Source organism: Streptomyces sp. NEAU-174, from assembly GCF_052665095.1.
Genome location: NZ_JBQTCE010000008.1, coordinates 1 through 15,369 on the forward strand (window position 1 = coordinate 1; position 15,369 = coordinate 15,369).

Below are 15,369 nucleotides of genomic sequence, written 5' to 3' on the forward strand. Positions count from 1 at the left end.
TAGGAGCTGTCCGGGCGATCATGTGACTGCCCTGTGCCTGAGTCGTTGTTGTGTGCATGGGGCGGGGTGATCTGACGGATGCGGAGTGGGAACGGTTGCGGCCGTTCCTGCCGGTGAGCAATAGGCGTTGTGGCCGGTGGCGGGATCACCGGCAGGTGATCGACGGGATTCTGCACCGGGTGCGGACCGGGGTGCACTGGCGGGATCTTCCCGAGCGTTTCGGGCCGTGGAAGACCGTCTATGAACGCCACCGGCTGTGGTCGGCCGACGGCACGTGGGAGCGCCTGCTGCAACAGGTCCAGGCCGCTGCCGATGCCGCGGGCGAGATCGACTGGGACATTTCGGTGGACTCCACCATCGTGCGGGCCCACCAGCACGCGGCCGGTGCCCGGACCGAACCGCCGCCGACACTTGCATCAAAGGGGGCCGAGACGGCAGAACACCAGGGCGAAACGCCGTGGCAGAGCCTGCTCGCCCGGCTGGCGGAGGTGGTGCAGGAGGTGAGGGACTGGGCCGCTCGCGGGGCGGGTTCACCAGCAAACTCCACCTGAGCGCCGACGGCCGGTGCCGTCCATTGTCCCTGTTCATCACGCCGGGGCAACGGGCGGACTGCACCCAGTTCCAGACGGTGCTGGCAAAGATCCGCGTTCCGCGGGTCGGTCCGGGCCGGCCCCGCACGAAGCCCGACAGCATTGCGGCCGACAAGGGATACAGCAACGGCCCGTGCCGCGCATACCTGCGGCGCCGAGGCATCCGGCACACGATCCCGGAGAAGACCGACAGCCGGTCCGCCCGCCTGGGCAAAGGCTCACATGGCGGACGGCCACCCGGTTTCGACGAAGAGCGCTACAAGAAGCGCAACACCGTCGAACGAGCGATCAACAGACTGAAGCAGTACCGAGCCGTGGCCACCCGCTATGACAAGCGCGGCTACGTCTTCCTCGGCACTACAACCAGCGCGGCTCTGCTTATCTGGCTTCGGAGTTGACCAGCGACCTCACAAAGCGATCGGCCGATACGCCAGGGCCTGATCGACTACTTCATCAGCAGAAAGCTCCGGCTCCCGTGGCCAGAAGATCAAGCCGCTGACATGACCGGACGGGCATGCCAGCGCTCTGTCGAGCCGATCCAGCCAGCCGTCCACCTCGTCGTCCGAGGCGTAGTCCGCTTGCATGATCCGCTGCACGAGCGCGACCGCCTCCACGCGACTCATCTCCACAGCACTCATCAAGTCCCTCCACCGGGTCACCCTAGCGGGACGCGTGATCGCCCGGACAGCTCCTAGTGGGCGTACCCACTGGGATCGGCGGACCGCAGCTTCTCGGCCCGCTTCAGCGGGTCGTAGCCGGGGCCGACGCCCTGGGCCAGGATCACATCGCCCTCGATGTGATCGGTGCGCAGCGCCAGGATGTCCTGGTAGGCGGCCGACGCGTACCACTCGCGGGCGTCCGCCACCCCGCCCGGGAACTCGATCAGCACCACACTGCCCGGCCACTCCCCCTCGACCACCTCGAACGTGTCGCCGTGGATGAGGAACCGGCCGTGGAAGGGGTCGAGGGTGGACTGGATCCGCTCCAGGTACTCGATGACGTCGGGGTGCGGGCTGCGGCCGTGCAGATGCGCGAGCGCGTAGGCGGCGGGCATGGCTCCTCCAAGTGCTCCAGGCGGATCGGCGGACACGGATCAGCCTGCCGCGCCCCGCCGGGAGCGTCGATTACCCCCGAGGTCATGGCCCCGGCCCCGGGCCTCATTTGAGACCGGGCGTGACCTCGGGGCTTACTCACCACCGACTTCCAGCGAGGTGACACCGTCATGACCACCACCGTCGTACCCGGGCTGCTGGAGCAGTTGCGGCACATGCCCGACGACGCCTTCACCCGCCTGCAATACCTGGCCCCGCAGGTGGGCTGCTTCAACGGATGCGCCATGTGCTCGCAAGGTGCCGGCCGCGACATCTGGAGCCTGACCCAAAAGGGGCTGACCGGCCTGTTCACCGCACTCGCGGAGGTCGCCGCCGAGCGGAGCCTGGACATCGCCTCGGGCCGTATCCACCGCCCCGGCGTGGTCTTCCCCTATCTGGACAACGACATCGGCTCCTACCCCCACCTCGACCACTATGCCCAGCTTGCCCGTGATGTCCTGGGTGTGAAGCTGCGGATCTCCACCGTCGGCTACTCCCGCCGCTCCGCGCGACTGGCCGCTATGCACCAGCACCTGGTGAAGGAGTTCACCGGCGTCTTCGACGGCATCCGTTTCTCCATCACCCCCTACACCCTCGGCTTCACCGGCCGCTTCGGTGTCGACCGCCAGGCGTATATCGAGGATCTGGCCGCTGCCCTGCGGACATACCGTCCACTACTGGACGTGCTCGGGCATGGCGCCACCACCGCCGCGTGCGAGCTCCGCTTCGCCCCGCTCGTCGGGATCGGCGACCTGACCGACGCCCGCATCGACGGCCACCACGTCCTCGCCACCGGCCCCCACCTGCTCATCTCCCATGAACGGACCGACGGTGAGCTGCCCGAGACCGTGATCGAGAGCCTGGACGAGCCGCGCTACTCCGAACTCGGTGTTCCCTACCTGCACATCACTTCCGACACCGCACCGCCGACGGCCGCCACGGTGCGGGCTGCGCTCGCCGGCACCCTCTCGGTGCCGCACCGGGCCCGGACGGTACGGCTGCACCGCTTCTCCAACGCCGACGGCCCGTACTTCGCGGCCGATCCCAACCTCCACCCCGACGGCACCTTCACCGCCCTGCACCTCTATCCGGCCACCGCCGTGCGCCCGAACTCCGGCTACACCGACGCAACCAGGCCCCTGCTCAACACTTTGCTGGCCCACAAGCGGGCCCACGGGCTAGGCCGCCGGGACGAGTTCGCCCATGCCACTGGTGCGGACGTGGCCACCGTTCTTCGGGCGCTCACCGCCCAGGCCGACGCATTGCAACCCATCGACCGTGCCGCGGCGGCCCATCTGTGCGAGCAGATCCATCCCCAGGTCGCCGCGTACGCGGCGGCGCTTGAGCGGGCCGGCTACCCGCCGCGCATGTTCTTCTCCCGGACCTTCACCATCGACACCGGACAGATCGTCAACCAGGGCCGCGCCGAGAAACTGTTCCGCGGCCTGACCGGCACCAACGGCGAACCAATGACCCCGCTGGAGGAACGCGACTTCGGCCGGGCCAGCCTGTCCGCCCTCCGCGGACCGATCTGGCGGATGACACCTCTGCCCCTTGCGCCTACCGGGCGCCTGCCACTCGCCGTCACAGGAAAGAAGAACCCAGCCACCAGCGCCCCGAGCCTACTGATCGAGGAACTCGACCCCTGCCATCTCTCCCCCGTTATGCGCACCACTGGCTGCCGCCTACGCCGCCACACGCTGGCCCTGCCGGGCGGCTGGATCGAGCACACCAGCATGGCGCAGGGCCGGACTCTTTTTGCCCTGCCCGGCCTGGTCGCGGATCCGCGGACCACAGGATGACAGTGGTCCCGAAGCCCTCGGAGGAACCGGCCACGTCTCCGCCGTTTCCACAGGTTTTCCACAGGCGGGGTCGGGCCCTTTCCGGAAGCCAGGCGATCAGAACTAATGTGCTGTTTCATGCACACCCCGCCCTCCGACGTGCGCGCCGACCGCGCCGACCGCCCCGACCGTGCCGATGACGTTCTCGCCCTCGCCCGGCTGGCCACCAAGCGTGGGGCGGTGCGGGAGATGCTCGGCTGGCTGGCCCGGCGGACCGGGGGGTCGGCCGTGCTGGTCGGGGAGACGGGGCGGGTGCTGGCCGGGCCGGGTGGGGAGCATGACCCGGCGGTGGCGCGGATCGCCGTCGGCGCCGCCGCCGAGGCCACTGTCGAGCTGCACCGGCGCGGGGCGGCCTCCGCCGTGCTGGGCGGGGGCGAGGGGCCCCCGGTGCATCTGATCGCGCTCGACACCGGCCCCAGGACGTATCTCGCCGTCGTCGGGCCGGACGATCCGCACTGCGGAACGCTGCTCGCCGACGCCGCCCGCACCCTCGCCCTGTGCTGGCGGCTGGAGCAGTCCGAGCGGGCGCGGCGGCGGATCGAGTCGGCCGAGGAGTACAGCCGGGAGGCGGTGCTGCATCTGCTGATGGTGGGCAGCGTGCCCGCCGCGCAGCGGATCGCCGGGGCGCTGCGGCCGGCGCTGCCCGCGATGGTCCAGATGTACGTCATCGAGTGCCCACAGGCCCGGCGGCGGGAGATCGCCCGGCGGATCGACCGCGAGGCCGGGGGCGGGGCGTGGATCGTGCCGTGTCCGGTGCGCCCGAACCACGTGCTCGCGCTCGTACCGCCCGAGCCGGGCCCGGGTGCGGCGGCGGTGCGCGGCGGCCCGCGCGGCGGCCCGGCGCCGCTGGACCTGCTGATCGTCCGGCTGGAGCCCGAATGCCGGGTCGGGGTGAGCGCGGCGGTCCCGCTGCGGGACACGCCGACCGCGTACGAGCAGGCCATCCACGCGCTGGCGGTGGCCCGTAACGCGCCCGGGCGCCGCGCGGGCTTCGGCGGCGATGTGGATGTGACCGTCCTGGCGGGCCCGGAGGGCTATGTGTGGGCGAGCGAACTCCTGGCGCCCTGTCTGCGGTACGCACCGGCCCGCCGCGCCGACCCGGGCCCGCAGGAGCTGCTGGGCACGCTCGGGTCGTGGCTCAGCTTCGGCGGGGCGGCCAGCCGCCATCTGAAGATCCACCGCAATACGCTCGCGGCGCGGATGCGCCATCTGGACGAGCTGCTGGGCGTGGAGGTCAGCCGCAGCCTGGCCGCGCAGTCGGCCGCGTGGCTGGCGCTGCGGCTGCATACGGCGCCCCAGGCCGCGGCGGCCCGGGCCCAGGCCCCGCCGGGGCACACCGCCACGCTGGACGCGGTGCTGGGCACCCCCGCCGCCGGGGCCTGGGCCCGGGCCCAGCTGCGCCCCCTGGAGCAGGCCGGTCCGACGGCCGGCCTGGAGACCATACGCACCTGGCTGCGCGCCGACGCCCGCCTCCCCGCCGCGGCCACCGCCCTTGGCATCTCCCTCCCGGGCGCCCGCAAGCGCCTGACCAGGGCGGAGGAGGCCCTGGGCCGCTCCCTGCTGACCGCGCCGAGCGCGAAGTACGAACTGTGGCTCGCGATGCGGGCTCTGGGCTCGCTCTGAGACGGGGCGACCGCGCACCGGGGTCGCTCTCCGGCGTGCTCACCGTTCGCCGTCGTACTCACCGTTCACCAGAGCACTCACCGTTCGAAGGGGAACCGGCCGGCGGGCTCACTGTGCACATCGTTCCTCGCCGGGGATGCCGCGGGCGCCTATTGTCCTGGACAAGCCACGACGGGCCGCGCCGAGCCCCGCCTCTCGCCGAGGGCTGAGTGCGCACTCCCCCCACCCGCACGGCACCGCACCCGGCCACCCCGCCGGGCTCATGAGCCGGGGCCGGCCGCCGCGCGACGACGGGGGTGTCGCGCGCGGCCCGCCCCTGTCCCCCTCGCCCAGGCGATCAGCCGAGGACTTCGATCACGCAGCGCGCCATGGTGCAGCGACTCAGCCGGGCATCACCGGTGATCAGCGGAGCCCGGTACACCTCCGCCGCCGCGATGTACGCCGCGTCGTAGCCCGTGACCTGCCCCCGCAGCTCCCACATGCGCATCAGGAGCGGCTGGATGGCGATCGCCTCGATCGATGCCCTGGTCAGCGCGGCCACGGCGTCCTCGGCGCGGGCTTGGGTGATCTTCCCTCCGAGGAGCCGGCCGCGTACCGCGTGGAAGGTTTCGACGACGAGATGGCCGGGCGCCGCCCAATGCGGGTCCTGAGCGAGGCGCGCACGGGCCGCCTTCCCGGCGGCGTCCCCGGTAAGCGCTTCGGTGAGGACGCTCGCGTCCACGATGATCACGCGGGCGCCCCCGGCTCCCCCGGTGAGAGGCCGGGTCCGGCGGCGCGCGCCGCACGGTCGGCGTCGAGTTCGCGCACGGTCTCGCTCATGGCGGTCTCGGCGCCGTCCGATCGGCCCTCGAACCACTGCAACAGCGCGACGTTGCCCGCGCGCTCGGCCTCGTTCTTGACCAGGTCCAGCAGATACCCCTGGAGGGACTGGCCCAGCTGCCTCGCCCGTTCGGCCAGTATGTCGCGCACCTCGTCCGGCACATCCCGAATCTGAAGAGCCACCATGCATGCATTTTCCATGCACGGTGGCCGCGCAGGCAAGCCGGTTCAGGGCAACCGCCCGGGACGGCCGCCCGTTCATGCCCCAGGATCCCCCTCACGACCCCAGGATCGACGTCAGGAACTCCCCGGTCCATGCCAGCAGCTCCCGTCCCACCAGCGGCTTTCCGCCGATGCGGGCGGTGGCGGGGCGGGGCACCAGGACCTGCTTGGTGGCGGGCTTGATGACCGAGCGCTGGTAGAGGCGCTTGAGGCGCAGCTCCTGGGATTCGCGGAGCTCCACCGGGGAGAAGCGGATGTTGGAGCCCTGGAGGGTGATGTCCGTGACGCCGCAGGCGCGGGCCAGCAGGCGCAGTCCGGCGACCAGGAGGAGGTTCTCCACCGGCTCGGGGAGCTTGCCGTAGCGGTCGGTGAGCTCCTCGCGGACGGCGCGGATGTCGTCCTCGCTGTTCGCGGAGGCGATCGCCCGGTACGCCTGGAGGCGCAGCCGCTCGCCGGGGGCGTAGTCGTGCGGGACGTGCGCGTCGACCGGAAGCTCGATCTTGACCTCCAGCGGCGCCTCCACGGGCTCGCCCTCTCCCGTCTCGATCGAGGCGCGGTAGTCGGCGACGGCCTCGCCGACCATCCGGACGTAGAGGTCGAAGCCGACGCCCGCGATATGGCCGGACTGCTCGCCGCCGAGCAGATTGCCCGCGCCGCGGATCTCCAGGTCCTTCATCGCCACATACATGCCCGCGCCCATCTCGGTGTGCTGGGCGATCGTGGCCAGCCGCTCATGGGCGGTCTCGGTGAGCGGCTTCTCAGGCGGGTAGAGGAAGTACGCGTAACCGCGCTCGCGCCCTCGGCCGACCCGGCCGCGCAGCTGGTGCAGCTGGGAGAGGCCGAAGTTGTCGCCGCGCTCGACGATCAGGGTGTTGGCGTTGGAGATGTCGATCCCGGACTCGACGATGGTCGTGGAGACCAGGACGTCGAACTTCTTCTCCCAGAAGTCGACCACGACCTGCTCCAGCGCGCTCTCCGACATCTGCCCGTGGGCGGTGGCGATCCGCGCCTCGGGGACGATCTCGCGCAGCCGGGCGGCGGCCCGGTCGATGGACTCCACCCGGTTGTGGATGTAGAAGACCTGGCCCTCGCGGAGCAGCTCGCGCCGGATCGCCGCGCCGATCTGCTTCTGCTCGTACGGACCGACGAAGGTCAGCACCGGATGGCGCTCCTCCGGCGGGGTGGTGATCGTGGACATCTCGCGGATGCCGGTGACCGCCATCTCCAGGGTGCGCGGGATGGGCGTGGCGGACATGGTCAGCACGTCCACATTGGCGCGGAGCTTCTTCAGCTGCTCCTTGTGCTCGACGCCGAAGCGCTGCTCCTCGTCCACGATGACCAGGCCCAAGTCCTTGAACGTGGTTTCGGAGGAGAAGAGCCGGTGGGTGCCGATGACGATGTCGACCGAGCCGTCCCGCAGCCCCTCCAGCACCGCCTTGGCCTCGGTGTCGGTCTGGAAGCGGGAGAGCGCCCTGACGTTGACGGGGAACTGGCCGTACCGCTCGCCGAAGGTGCCGAAGTGCTGCTGCACCAGCAGCGTCGTGGGCACCAGCACCGCCACCTGCTTGCCGTCCTGGACCGCCTTGAAGGCCGCGCGGACCGCGATCTCGGTCTTGCCGTAGCCGACGTCGCCGCAGATCAGCCGGTCCATCGGAACCGACTTCTCCATGTCCTCCTTGACCTCGGCGATGGTGGTGAGCTGGTCGGGGGTCTCCGCGTACGGGAACGCGTCCTCCAGCTCGCGCTGCCAGGGGGTGTCCGCGCCGAAGGCATGGCCGGGCGCCGCCATCCGGGCCGAGTAGAGCTTGATCAGGTCGGCGGCGATCTCCTTGACGGCCTTCTTGGCGCGCGCCTTGGTCTTGGTCCAGTCGGCGCCGCCGAGCCGGTGCAGGGTCGGCGCCTCGCCACCCACGTACTTGGTGACCTGCTCCAGCTGGTCGGTGGGGACGAAGAGCCGGTCGCCGGGCTGGCCGCGCTTGGCCGGGGCGTACTCCACCACCAGATACTCACGGGTGGCGCCCTGGACGGTGCGCTGCACCATCTCGATGTAGCGGCCCACGCCGTGCTGCTCGTGGACGATGAAGTCGCCCGCCTCGAGGGTGAGCGGATCGATGGTCTTGCGGCGGCGCGCGGGCATCCGCGCCCCGTCCTTGCCCGCGGCCTTCTGCCCGGACAGATCGGTCTCGGTCAGCACGGCCAGCTTCAGGGCCGGGTCGATGAAGCCGTAGTCGATCGAGCCGCAGGCCACATGCACCACGGACGGCTTGATCTCGGTGAGGTCGCCGTCCAGCCGGGCCGCGATCCCCTCGCCGCCGAGCACCTCGACGGTGCGGGAGGCGGGGCCGTGGCCCTCGGTCACATAGACCGTGCGCCAGCCGTCGGCGAGCCAGCCCTTGGTGTCGGCCAGCGCCCGGGCGGTGTCGCCGCGGTAGCTCTCGGTGGCGTGCATGCCGAGCTTGATGGTGTCCGCGTCCAGCTCCTCGTCGGCCGCGAAGGGGCTCACCGACCACCACATCATGCCCAGCTCACGGGCGCGGTCGCGGACGTCCGCGATGCTCCACAGGGAGGCCGCGCCGACGTCGATCGGGGCTTCCCCTCCCCCGGCCGTGGCCGCCCAGGACGCCTGGAGGAACTCCTGGCTGGTGGCCACCAGGTCCGCCGCCCGGGTGCGCACCCGCTCCGGCTCGCAGACCACCGTCATGCTGCCCGCCGGGAGGACGTCGAGCAGCAGCTCCATGTCGTCCACCAGGACGGGGGCCAGGGACTCCATGCCCTCGACCGCGATCCCCTCGGCGATCTTGCCGAGCAGCTCGCCCAGCTCGGGATGGGCCTCGGCGAGGGCCGCGGCCCGCTCCCGTACGTCGTCGGTCAGCAGCAGCTCCCGGCAGGGCGGGGCCCACAGCCCGTGCTCGGCGACCTCCAGGGACCGCTGATCGGCCACCTTGAAGTAGCGGATCTCCTCGATGTCGTCGCCCCAGAACTCGATCCGGAGCGGATGCTCCTCGGTCGGCGGGAAGACGTCCAGGATGCCGCCGCGCACGGCGAACTCACCGCGCTTCTCGACCAGTTCGACCCGGGAGTACGCGGCGGCCCCGAGCCCGTCCACGATCTCCTCCAGATCGGCGGTCTGCCCGGCCCGCAGGCTCACCGGCTCCAGGTCACCGAGCCCCTTGACCTGCGGCTGGAGTACGGACCGTACGGGCGCGACCACGACCGAGACCGGACCGGCCGCCGGGTCGTCCGGGCTGGGGTGGGCCAGCCGCCGCAGTACCGCCAGCCGCCGCCCGACCGTGTCCGAGCGCGGGGAGAGCCGCTCGTGCGGCAGCGTCTCCCAGGACGGGTACTCCACCACCCCGTCCGGCGGCAGCAGCGAGCGCAGCGCCGCCGCGAGGTCCTCCGCCTCCCGGCCGGTGGCCGTCACCGCGAGCACGGGACGGCCCGCGGAGCGCGCCAGCGCGGCGATGGCGAACGGACGGGCGGCGGGCGGGCCGACCAGATCGACATGGGGGCGATGGCCGTCGGCGGCGCCGCGCACCGCCTCGGCGAGCGCGGGGTCCCTTACGACGGCGTCGAGCAGACCGGTGAGGCTCATAAAGGGGTATTCCATCCCGGAGGCGGACAACGCGAATGACCCGACACGTGTCACGGGCCGGGGGTCTTCCAGAGTACGGCCACCCGCCGACAATCTCCGCCGGTCCGTCGCCCGCCCTAGCCCCCGCGGATCGCGCCCCGATTGTGGATCGCGCCTCCGATCAGCCCGGGGTCACGCTCGAGCACCCAGCCGTGAGGGTGCTGCCGGGCTTGTTCTTCCGCGTCTCCTCGTCCTTGAGCTTCCCGTCGACGAATATCTGGCAGCCGATTTCCTTCTTCGGCTCCGCGGAACCCGCCTGCAACGACAGCGACCTTCCGGGCTTCACCTTGAACTTCTTCGACCACGGCGTCTTGACGTCTTCGAGATCCAGGTCGGCGTCCCCGCTGCTCTTCTTGGCATCGGTATACAGACTCGAATTGATGCCGGGGATATATACGCTCGCGGGCGAATCCCCCGTCACCTTGAATTCGACAGTCACCATGCCGCCGTCCTCGGCTTTGCCCTTGTCGCCATCGTCGGAGCAGCCCGCCAGCAGGGCTACCATGATGGCCAGGCCGGCCACGGCCTTATGTGTACACATTATTCCCCAACGGTATTTTCCACCCATAGCCGGTTATCCATCATGGGCAACCGGCCGCGAGTCATCTTCACATGTGTTCCGCTGCGGAACCAGCGATTCCTGCCCCTTTCCGGATCAGTTCGACTGCACCGGAGATAAGTGGGCCTTCAAGGTGGACGAGGCATGAGAAGCCTGCATGATCCTTGCCCCCGCCCGGTGCTTTGGCTGTGGCGTCGAGCTCACAACCTGCGCGCGTGCAGCCTGCCCACTTGAGCTGGAACATCGCGATCGGCCCGAAACTGTTGGACTGGGTGGCCAGCCCGTCCGGCCCATCACGACGGGCGGCCGGGCACGCCCTGTGATCACACTGATGCACATGGCAGAGCGAGACCCGCGCCCATCGCCCACCAGGACGAGTACCCGGCCCCGAGCCCCCAAGCCGGCCGAGGCCGCCCGGCACGCGTGCGAGCAGCTCGCCTCACTGATCGTCCATGAGCCCGAGGGCGTCAGCGGCGTGGCCCGCCACGAGGGCGGCTGGCTCGTCAGCGTGGACGTCCTCGAGGTCGCCCGGATCCCCGACACCACCAGCCTGCTGGCCACGTACGAGGTGCGCATCGACGAGCGGGGCGAGCTCCAGGAATACCGGAGGGTCCGCCGCTACCGGCGCGGTGCGGCCGACGACTGCTGAGACGACAGCCGAAAGGACGCCCCGAGATGCCCACTGGCACTTACACGGAAGAGGTCGTCTGCATCCAGCGGACCGGCACCCTCTACGACTGCCTGGAACTCATCCTCGACCGGGGCATGGTGATCGACGTCTTCATCCGGGTCTCCCTCGTCGGCATCGAGATCCTGAAGATCGACGCCCGGATCGTGGTCGCCAGCGTGGACACGTACCTCCGCTTCGCCGAGGCCTGCAACCGTCTGGACCTCGAATTCGACCGCAGCAAGACCGTTCCGGAACTGCTGGGCGGGGTGGCGGGCGGCGGCGGGAGTCCGGCCGGGGGCATGGCCACCGGGCTCGCCAAGAAGAAGGCCAAGAAGGCGGTGGCGGGCGTGGGCGAGAAGGTCAAACGGGCCGTCGGGGCCGATGACGAGGAGGGGGAAGAAGGGGAGCGGGAGGAGCGGGAGAGCCGCCCCCGGCGGCGCACCGCCCCCACCCGCCGCCGTTCCGCTTCCGCCTCCGAGCCGTCCGAGGAGGACTGATCCATGACCGCGCCCGCGTCGACGCCCACGCCCACGCCCGCGTCTCGGAGCGTGTACGTCTACGGCGTCGTCCGCGCCTCCCACGCGGTGCCGCCCGGCCGCACCGGAGTGGGCGAGCGGCCCGCCCCGGTCCGTACCGTCCGGGCCGGCGCGCTGGCCGCGGTGATCAGCGACGCTCCGGCCCGGCTGCGCGCCAAGCGCCGCGACCTCCTCGCCCACCAGGACCTCGCCCTGACGCTGGGGCGGGACGGGCCGGTGCTGCCGATGCGCTTCGGCATGGTCGCCCCCGACGAGGAGTCGGTGCGGCGGCAGCTGCTGTGCACACAGCACGACTGCCTGGCCGCGCTGGAACGCGTCGAGGGACGCGTGGAGATGAACCTCAAGGCGCTGCCCACCGAGGCCGACCTGGGCGCGCTGGTACGGGAGGATCCCGAGGTGAGCCGGTTGCGCACCGCCGCGCGCCGGGCCCCGGGGTACGAGGCCAGCGTGCGGCTCGGCGAGGCCGTGGCGCGCGGGCTGCGGCGCAGGGCGGCGGCCGCCGCGGCGACGGTGCTCGCGGAGCTGTCGGCCGTGGCGGACGCCACGGTGCACGGCCCGGAGGTCGAGGGGTGCGTGCTCAACGCCTCGTTCCTGCTGGACCGGCGCGAGCAGCGACGGTTCGAGGGCGCCGTGGAACGCCTCGCGGCGGCCCACCGCGACCGGGCCGAACTGCGGCTCACCGGCCCGCTGCCCTGCTACAGCTTCACGGAAGGCCGGGCCTGAGATGGGCGTACTGAGCCAGGTCGTCCTCTTCCCACTGGCGCCGGTGCGCGGGGTGGTGTGGATCGCGGAGCGCGTGCGGGACATGGCGGAGGAGGAGATGTGCCATCCGTCGGTGCTGCGCGCCCGGCTCGCCGCGCTGAACGAGGCGCTGGAGTCGGGGGCGATCGGCCCGGAGAAGTTCGACCGGGAGGAGGACCGGCTGCTGGATCTGCTGGAGCGCTCGGGCGGCCCGGGAGGCTCGGGCGGCCCGGGAGGCTCGGGAGGCTCGGGAGGCCGGGGAGGAAGGGCGGGGGTGCGGACGCCATGACCGAACGCGACCTGGCCTACCCGCCGTCCGTGACCACCGAGCGGCACCCCTCCGACCTCGCCGAGATCCTGGAACGCGTCCTGGACAAGGGCATCGTGATCGCCGGGGACATCAAGATCGACCTGCTGGACATCGAACTGCTCACCATCCGGCTGCGGTTGTTCATCTCCTCCGTGGACACCGCCCGTAAGGCCGGCATCGACTGGTGGGAAACCGATCCCGCGCTCTCGTCGCGCGCCGCGCGGGACACCCTGGCCCAGGAGAACGCGGAACTGCGGACGCGGCTCCAGGCCCTTGAGTCACGGATCGGCCCGGAGGAGCTGAGCACGGAGGAGCTGAGCACGGTCGGCGCGGCCGAGGAGGAGGGGCGCCCATGACCCGCGCCGAACCCCCCACCCCCACCCTCACCTACGCCTTCGCGGTCTGCCGGGGCGAGAACCTCACCGCCCCGGCGGAACCGTTGGCGGAACTCCCCGGGCTAGGCACCGGCGCCCCGGTCCGTACGCTCGCGGCGGGCCCGCTCACCGCCGTGGTCCAGGACGTGCCCGCGGCCGGGTACGGCGAGGAGGCGCTGCGCCGGCGGCTGTCCGACGGCGCCGAGCTGGAGCGCTGCGCCCGCGCCCACCACGCGGTGATCACGGCGGCGTCGGCGCTGGCCCCGGCCGTTCCGCTGCCCCTGGCCACGGTCTATCTCAACGACGGCCGCGTCCGCGAGGCCCTGGACGACCGGCGGACGTCCTTCCTGACCGCCCTGGACCGGATCGCGGGCCGGGTCGAATGGGGCGTCAAGGTCTACGCCCCCACGGGGCCGCCGCCCGAAGCGGCCCCCGCCCCATCGGACGGCCCCGGGAGCGGCCGCGCCTATCTGGACCGCGTCCGCACCCGGCAGCGCGGGCGCGAACAGCGCCACACCCTGGCGCTGCGGGCCGCCGAGCGGGTGGACACCGTCGTCCGGGGCCTCGCCGTGGCCGCGCGCCGGCTGCGCCCGCACGGCGTCGAGGTGACCGGGAAGCACCGCATCCATGTGCTGAACGCGGCCTACCTGCTCGACCTGGGCCGGGAGCGCGAACTGCGCGCCGCGCTCGCGTCGTTGCGCCACGACGAGAAGGACGTACGGATCGAACTCTCCGGGCCGTGGGTGCCGTACTCCTTCGCCGACGGAGGAATCACGGACGCGGGGGCGACCCCATGACCCCCATGACCCCCATGACCGGGCCCACCTCGGATGCCGCTCCGGCCCGGGCGCTGTGGGAGGCGAACCCCGCCGCCACCGCCCGCCGGGAAGCCCCCGAGTGGGGAACCACCCCCGCCGAGACCCTGGGCCCGCTCGGCGTCCCTCTCGTGGACCTCCTCGACCGGGTGCTCGCCACCGGCGTCGTCATCAGCGGCGACCTGGTCATCGCGATCGCCGAGGTCCCCCTCGTCCGCCTCTCCCTGCACGCCCTGCTCTCCTCGGTCAACGAACGGGTGCGGGCCCCGTGGACCGACAGCGGCCCGCTATGAGCACGCCGGTCCCCTCCACCCCGTCCCGCGTCGACATCGACCGCGACTCGGTCGGCCGCGACCTGGTGGCCCTGGTGCTGACGGTCGTCGAACTCCTCCGGCATCTGATGGAGCGCCAGGCCATCCGCCGCATCGACGCGGGCGGCCTCACCGACGACCAGATCGAGCGCATCGGCACCACGCTGATGCTGCTCGACCAGCGCATGACGGAGCTGTGCGACCAGCACGGCCTGACCCCGGACGACCTCAACCTGGACCTCGGCCCCCTGGGCACCCTGCTCCCCCGCGACTGAGGCAGGGGCCGGTCAGCCGCCGAGGGCCTCCGCCATGCGGTCGAGGTCGGCGAGGAGGGCGGCCAGGCGCCGCTGCGGGAGGGCGTCGACCATCGTCCGTTCGATGGCGTAGACGGCGGAACGGGCCGCGTCGAGCCGTTCGCGGCCGTGGCCGGTGAGATGGGCGGGGAGCGCGCGGCCGTGGTCGGTGGTGGCGGGCCGGGAGATCAGGTCCGCGTCCTGGAGGCCGCGGAGCACGACGTTCATGGACTGCCGGGTGACGAAGGTGGAGCGGGCGAGCTCGGCGTTGGACAGGCCGGGCCGCTCGTCGAGGAGTTCGAGGCAGGCGTACTGCGGCACCGTCAGCCCGTGCTCGCGCAGCGCCTTGTCCATGGCGCCGCGCAGCGCCGCGGCGGCGCGTTTGAGGCGGTAGCCCACATGCTCGGTGATGTCGCCGGCGGGGTGCGGCGGGGCCACGGGCGTCCGATCTTCCATGTCAGGATTTTGACATAGGGAACGGCCGTGCGTACAGTCCCGTCATGTCAAAGTCCTGACATCGAAACAGCTCAGCCGACAACCGGGGAGGACCCATGCCCACCACCATCGACGGCCCCGACTTCATCGCCCTCCAGGTACGCGATGTCGAGGCGGCGGCCGCCTTCTGCGAAACCCACCTCGGCCTGCGGCGCGCACCGGCCTCGCCGCCCGGTGCGGTAGTGTTCGCCACCGAGCCGATCGCGTTCGCCGTCCGCGAGCCGCTGCCGGGCGTGGATCTCGACGACGCCGCACGGCCCGGTCTCGGGGTGGCCCTGTGGTTCCGCACCTCGGACGCCCAGGCGCTGCACGACCAGCTCGCCGCCGCCGGGGTGCCCATCGTCAGCCCGCCCCAGGACAGCCCCTTCGGCCGCACGTTCACCTTCATCGGCCCGGAGGGCTACGCCCTCACCGCGCACGGAGGCTGACCGTGACCGCCGTCGTCCCG

General features: G+C 71.8%; 19 protein-coding genes. 12 read left to right on the plus strand and 7 right to left on the minus strand.

Annotated features, from left to right (window positions below; translation table 11 throughout):
- Positions 1-56: 56 nt before the first annotated feature.
- Positions 57-988, plus strand: a protein-coding gene (locus ACT2CW_RS23255; RefSeq protein WP_445516655.1) for an IS5 family transposase whose coding sequence is annotated in 2 segments (ribosomal slippage) — positions 57-434 and positions 437-988 — 930 coding nt in all. Because the reading frame shifts where the segments join, the coding sequence is not laid out codon by codon here.
- A 9-nt stretch (positions 989-997) separates the two neighbouring features.
- On the opposite strand, the gene ACT2CW_RS23260 is transcribed toward ACT2CW_RS23255, so the two are convergent.
- The gene (locus ACT2CW_RS23260; RefSeq protein WP_445516656.1) at positions 998-1,228 is read right to left on the minus strand and encodes an e9imm peptide; all 231 of its coding nucleotides are present in this window, start codon (positions 1,226-1,228) and stop codon (positions 998-1,000) included.
- 53 nt (positions 1,229-1,281) lie between these two features.
- Positions 1,282-1,644 (minus strand): DUF1330 domain-containing protein, encoded by a 363-nt coding sequence (locus ACT2CW_RS23265; RefSeq protein WP_164428526.1) that lies wholly within the window; start codon positions 1,642-1,644, stop codon positions 1,282-1,284.
- Between the two features lie 168 nt (positions 1,645-1,812).
- Between ACT2CW_RS23265 and ACT2CW_RS23270 the strand changes: the two genes are divergently transcribed.
- Positions 1,813-3,483 carry a hypothetical protein gene (locus ACT2CW_RS23270; protein WP_445518134.1) on the plus strand — a complete coding sequence of 557 codons (1,671 nt, stop codon included), beginning with the start codon at positions 1,813-1,815 and terminating at the stop codon, positions 3,481-3,483.
- A 117-nt stretch (positions 3,484-3,600) separates the two neighbouring features.
- On the plus strand, positions 3,601-5,145 hold the full coding sequence (locus ACT2CW_RS23275; RefSeq protein ID WP_445518135.1) for a PucR family transcriptional regulator: 1,545 nt from the start codon (positions 3,601-3,603) through the stop codon (positions 5,143-5,145).
- Positions 5,146-5,482: 337 nt separating this feature from the next.
- Here ACT2CW_RS23275 and ACT2CW_RS23280 read toward each other — a convergent pair whose 3' ends face one another.
- From ACT2CW_RS23280 to ACT2CW_RS23295, 4 genes are all read right to left on the minus strand, one after another.
- Positions 5,483-5,875 (minus strand): type II toxin-antitoxin system VapC family toxin, encoded by a 393-nt coding sequence (locus ACT2CW_RS23280; RefSeq protein WP_445518136.1) that lies wholly within the window; start codon positions 5,873-5,875, stop codon positions 5,483-5,485.
- Entirely contained in the window at positions 5,872-6,150 is a 279-nt protein-coding gene (locus tag ACT2CW_RS23285) for a hypothetical protein (protein WP_445518137.1), read from the minus strand. Before ACT2CW_RS23285 ends, ACT2CW_RS23280 begins: the two co-directional genes overlap by 4 nt.
- A gap of 91 nt (positions 6,151-6,241) precedes the next feature.
- Positions 6,242-9,778 carry a transcription-repair coupling factor gene (gene mfd, locus ACT2CW_RS23290; RefSeq protein WP_445518138.1) on the minus strand — a complete coding sequence of 1,179 codons (3,537 nt, stop codon included), beginning with the start codon at positions 9,776-9,778 and terminating at the stop codon, positions 6,242-6,244.
- A gap of 160 nt (positions 9,779-9,938) precedes the next feature.
- Positions 9,939-10,340, minus strand: coding sequence for a hypothetical protein (locus tag ACT2CW_RS23295; RefSeq protein ID WP_164428515.1), 402 nt, complete (start codon positions 10,338-10,340; stop codon positions 9,939-9,941).
- Positions 10,341-10,713: 373 nt separating this feature from the next.
- On the opposite strand from ACT2CW_RS23295, the gene ACT2CW_RS23300 reads away from it, so the two are divergent.
- The 8 genes from ACT2CW_RS23300 (at position 10,714) to ACT2CW_RS23335 (ending at position 14,408) form a co-directional block, all read left to right on the plus strand.
- Positions 10,714-11,025: a gas vesicle protein GvpO gene (locus ACT2CW_RS23300; RefSeq protein ID WP_445518139.1), complete on the plus strand. Its 312-nt coding sequence runs from the start codon at positions 10,714-10,716 to the stop codon at positions 11,023-11,025.
- Between the two features lie 26 nt (positions 11,026-11,051).
- Positions 11,052-11,543 carry a gas vesicle protein GvpJ gene (gene gvpJ / locus ACT2CW_RS23305; RefSeq protein ID WP_445518140.1) on the plus strand — a complete coding sequence of 164 codons (492 nt, stop codon included), beginning with the start codon at positions 11,052-11,054 and terminating at the stop codon, positions 11,541-11,543.
- Positions 11,544-11,546: 3 nt separating this feature from the next.
- Positions 11,547-12,305 (plus strand): GvpL/GvpF family gas vesicle protein, encoded by a 759-nt coding sequence (locus ACT2CW_RS23310; protein ID WP_445518141.1) that lies wholly within the window; start codon positions 11,547-11,549, stop codon positions 12,303-12,305.
- Position 12,306: 1 nt separating this feature from the next.
- Positions 12,307-12,612 carry a gas vesicle protein GvpG gene (locus ACT2CW_RS23315; RefSeq protein WP_445518142.1) on the plus strand — a complete coding sequence of 102 codons (306 nt, stop codon included), beginning with the start codon at positions 12,307-12,309 and terminating at the stop codon, positions 12,610-12,612.
- Positions 12,609-12,989 (plus strand): gas vesicle protein, encoded by a 381-nt coding sequence (locus ACT2CW_RS23320; RefSeq protein WP_445518143.1) that lies wholly within the window; start codon positions 12,609-12,611, stop codon positions 12,987-12,989. Before ACT2CW_RS23315 ends, ACT2CW_RS23320 begins: the two co-directional genes overlap by 4 nt.
- Positions 12,986-13,804, plus strand: a complete 819-nt coding sequence (locus ACT2CW_RS23325; protein WP_445518144.1) for a GvpL/GvpF family gas vesicle protein — start codon at positions 12,986-12,988, stop codon at positions 13,802-13,804. Before ACT2CW_RS23320 ends, ACT2CW_RS23325 begins: the two co-directional genes overlap by 4 nt.
- Positions 13,805-13,929: 125 nt before the next feature.
- Complete coding sequence (locus ACT2CW_RS23330) at positions 13,930-14,115, plus strand: gas vesicle protein (RefSeq protein WP_044581510.1); 186 nt, start codon at positions 13,930-13,932, stop codon at positions 14,113-14,115.
- A complete protein-coding gene (locus ACT2CW_RS23335) occupies positions 14,112-14,408 on the plus strand; it encodes a gas vesicle protein K (RefSeq protein WP_445518145.1) in 297 nt (98 codons plus the stop codon). The genes ACT2CW_RS23330 and ACT2CW_RS23335 overlap by 4 nt, the downstream gene beginning before the upstream one ends.
- 12 nt (positions 14,409-14,420) lie before the next feature.
- Here ACT2CW_RS23335 and ACT2CW_RS23340 read toward each other — a convergent pair whose 3' ends face one another.
- Positions 14,421-14,882 (minus strand): MarR family winged helix-turn-helix transcriptional regulator, encoded by a 462-nt coding sequence (locus ACT2CW_RS23340; protein WP_445518146.1) that lies wholly within the window; start codon positions 14,880-14,882, stop codon positions 14,421-14,423.
- Positions 14,883-14,977: 95 nt separating this feature from the next.
- Here ACT2CW_RS23340 and ACT2CW_RS23345 point away from each other — a divergent pair, with 95 nt between their 5' ends.
- Positions 14,978-15,349 carry a VOC family protein gene (locus ACT2CW_RS23345; RefSeq protein ID WP_445518147.1) on the plus strand — a complete coding sequence of 124 codons (372 nt, stop codon included), beginning with the start codon at positions 14,978-14,980 and terminating at the stop codon, positions 15,347-15,349.
- Positions 15,350-15,369: the final 20 nt, after the last annotated feature.

Bases quoted from the DNA above. Each gene is read 5' to 3' on its own strand.
- ACT2CW_RS23335 (WP_445518145.1), top strand. From the start codon at position 14,112: ATGAGCACGCCGGTCCCCTCCACCCCGTCCCGCGTCGACATCGACCGC.
- ACT2CW_RS23340 (WP_445518146.1), bottom strand. From the start codon at position 14,882: ATGGAAGATCGGACGCCCGTGGCCCCGCCGCACCCCGCCGGCGACATC.
- ACT2CW_RS23310 (WP_445518141.1), top strand. From the start codon at position 11,547: ATGACCGCGCCCGCGTCGACGCCCACGCCCACGCCCGCGTCTCGGAGC.
- mfd (WP_445518138.1), bottom strand. From the start codon at position 9,778: ATGAGCCTCACCGGTCTGCTCGACGCCGTCGTAAGGGACCCCGCGCTC.
- ACT2CW_RS23285 (WP_445518137.1), bottom strand. From the start codon at position 6,150: ATGGTGGCTCTTCAGATTCGGGATGTGCCGGACGAGGTGCGCGACATA.
- ACT2CW_RS23345 (WP_445518147.1), top strand. From the start codon at position 14,978: ATGCCCACCACCATCGACGGCCCCGACTTCATCGCCCTCCAGGTACGC.
- ACT2CW_RS23265 (WP_164428526.1), bottom strand. From the start codon at position 1,644: ATGCCCGCCGCCTACGCGCTCGCGCATCTGCACGGCCGCAGCCCGCAC.
- ACT2CW_RS23260 (WP_445516656.1), bottom strand. From the start codon at position 1,228: ATGAGTGCTGTGGAGATGAGTCGCGTGGAGGCGGTCGCGCTCGTGCAG.
- ACT2CW_RS23275 (WP_445518135.1), top strand. From the start codon at position 3,601: ATGCACACCCCGCCCTCCGACGTGCGCGCCGACCGCGCCGACCGCCCC.
- ACT2CW_RS23325 (WP_445518144.1), top strand. From the start codon at position 12,986: ATGACCCGCGCCGAACCCCCCACCCCCACCCTCACCTACGCCTTCGCG.
- ACT2CW_RS23270 (WP_445518134.1), top strand. From the start codon at position 1,813: ATGACCACCACCGTCGTACCCGGGCTGCTGGAGCAGTTGCGGCACATG.
- gvpJ (WP_445518140.1), top strand. From the start codon at position 11,052: ATGCCCACTGGCACTTACACGGAAGAGGTCGTCTGCATCCAGCGGACC.
- ACT2CW_RS23315 (WP_445518142.1), top strand. From the start codon at position 12,307: ATGGGCGTACTGAGCCAGGTCGTCCTCTTCCCACTGGCGCCGGTGCGC.
- ACT2CW_RS23320 (WP_445518143.1), top strand. From the start codon at position 12,609: ATGACCGAACGCGACCTGGCCTACCCGCCGTCCGTGACCACCGAGCGG.
- ACT2CW_RS23300 (WP_445518139.1), top strand. From the start codon at position 10,714: ATGGCAGAGCGAGACCCGCGCCCATCGCCCACCAGGACGAGTACCCGG.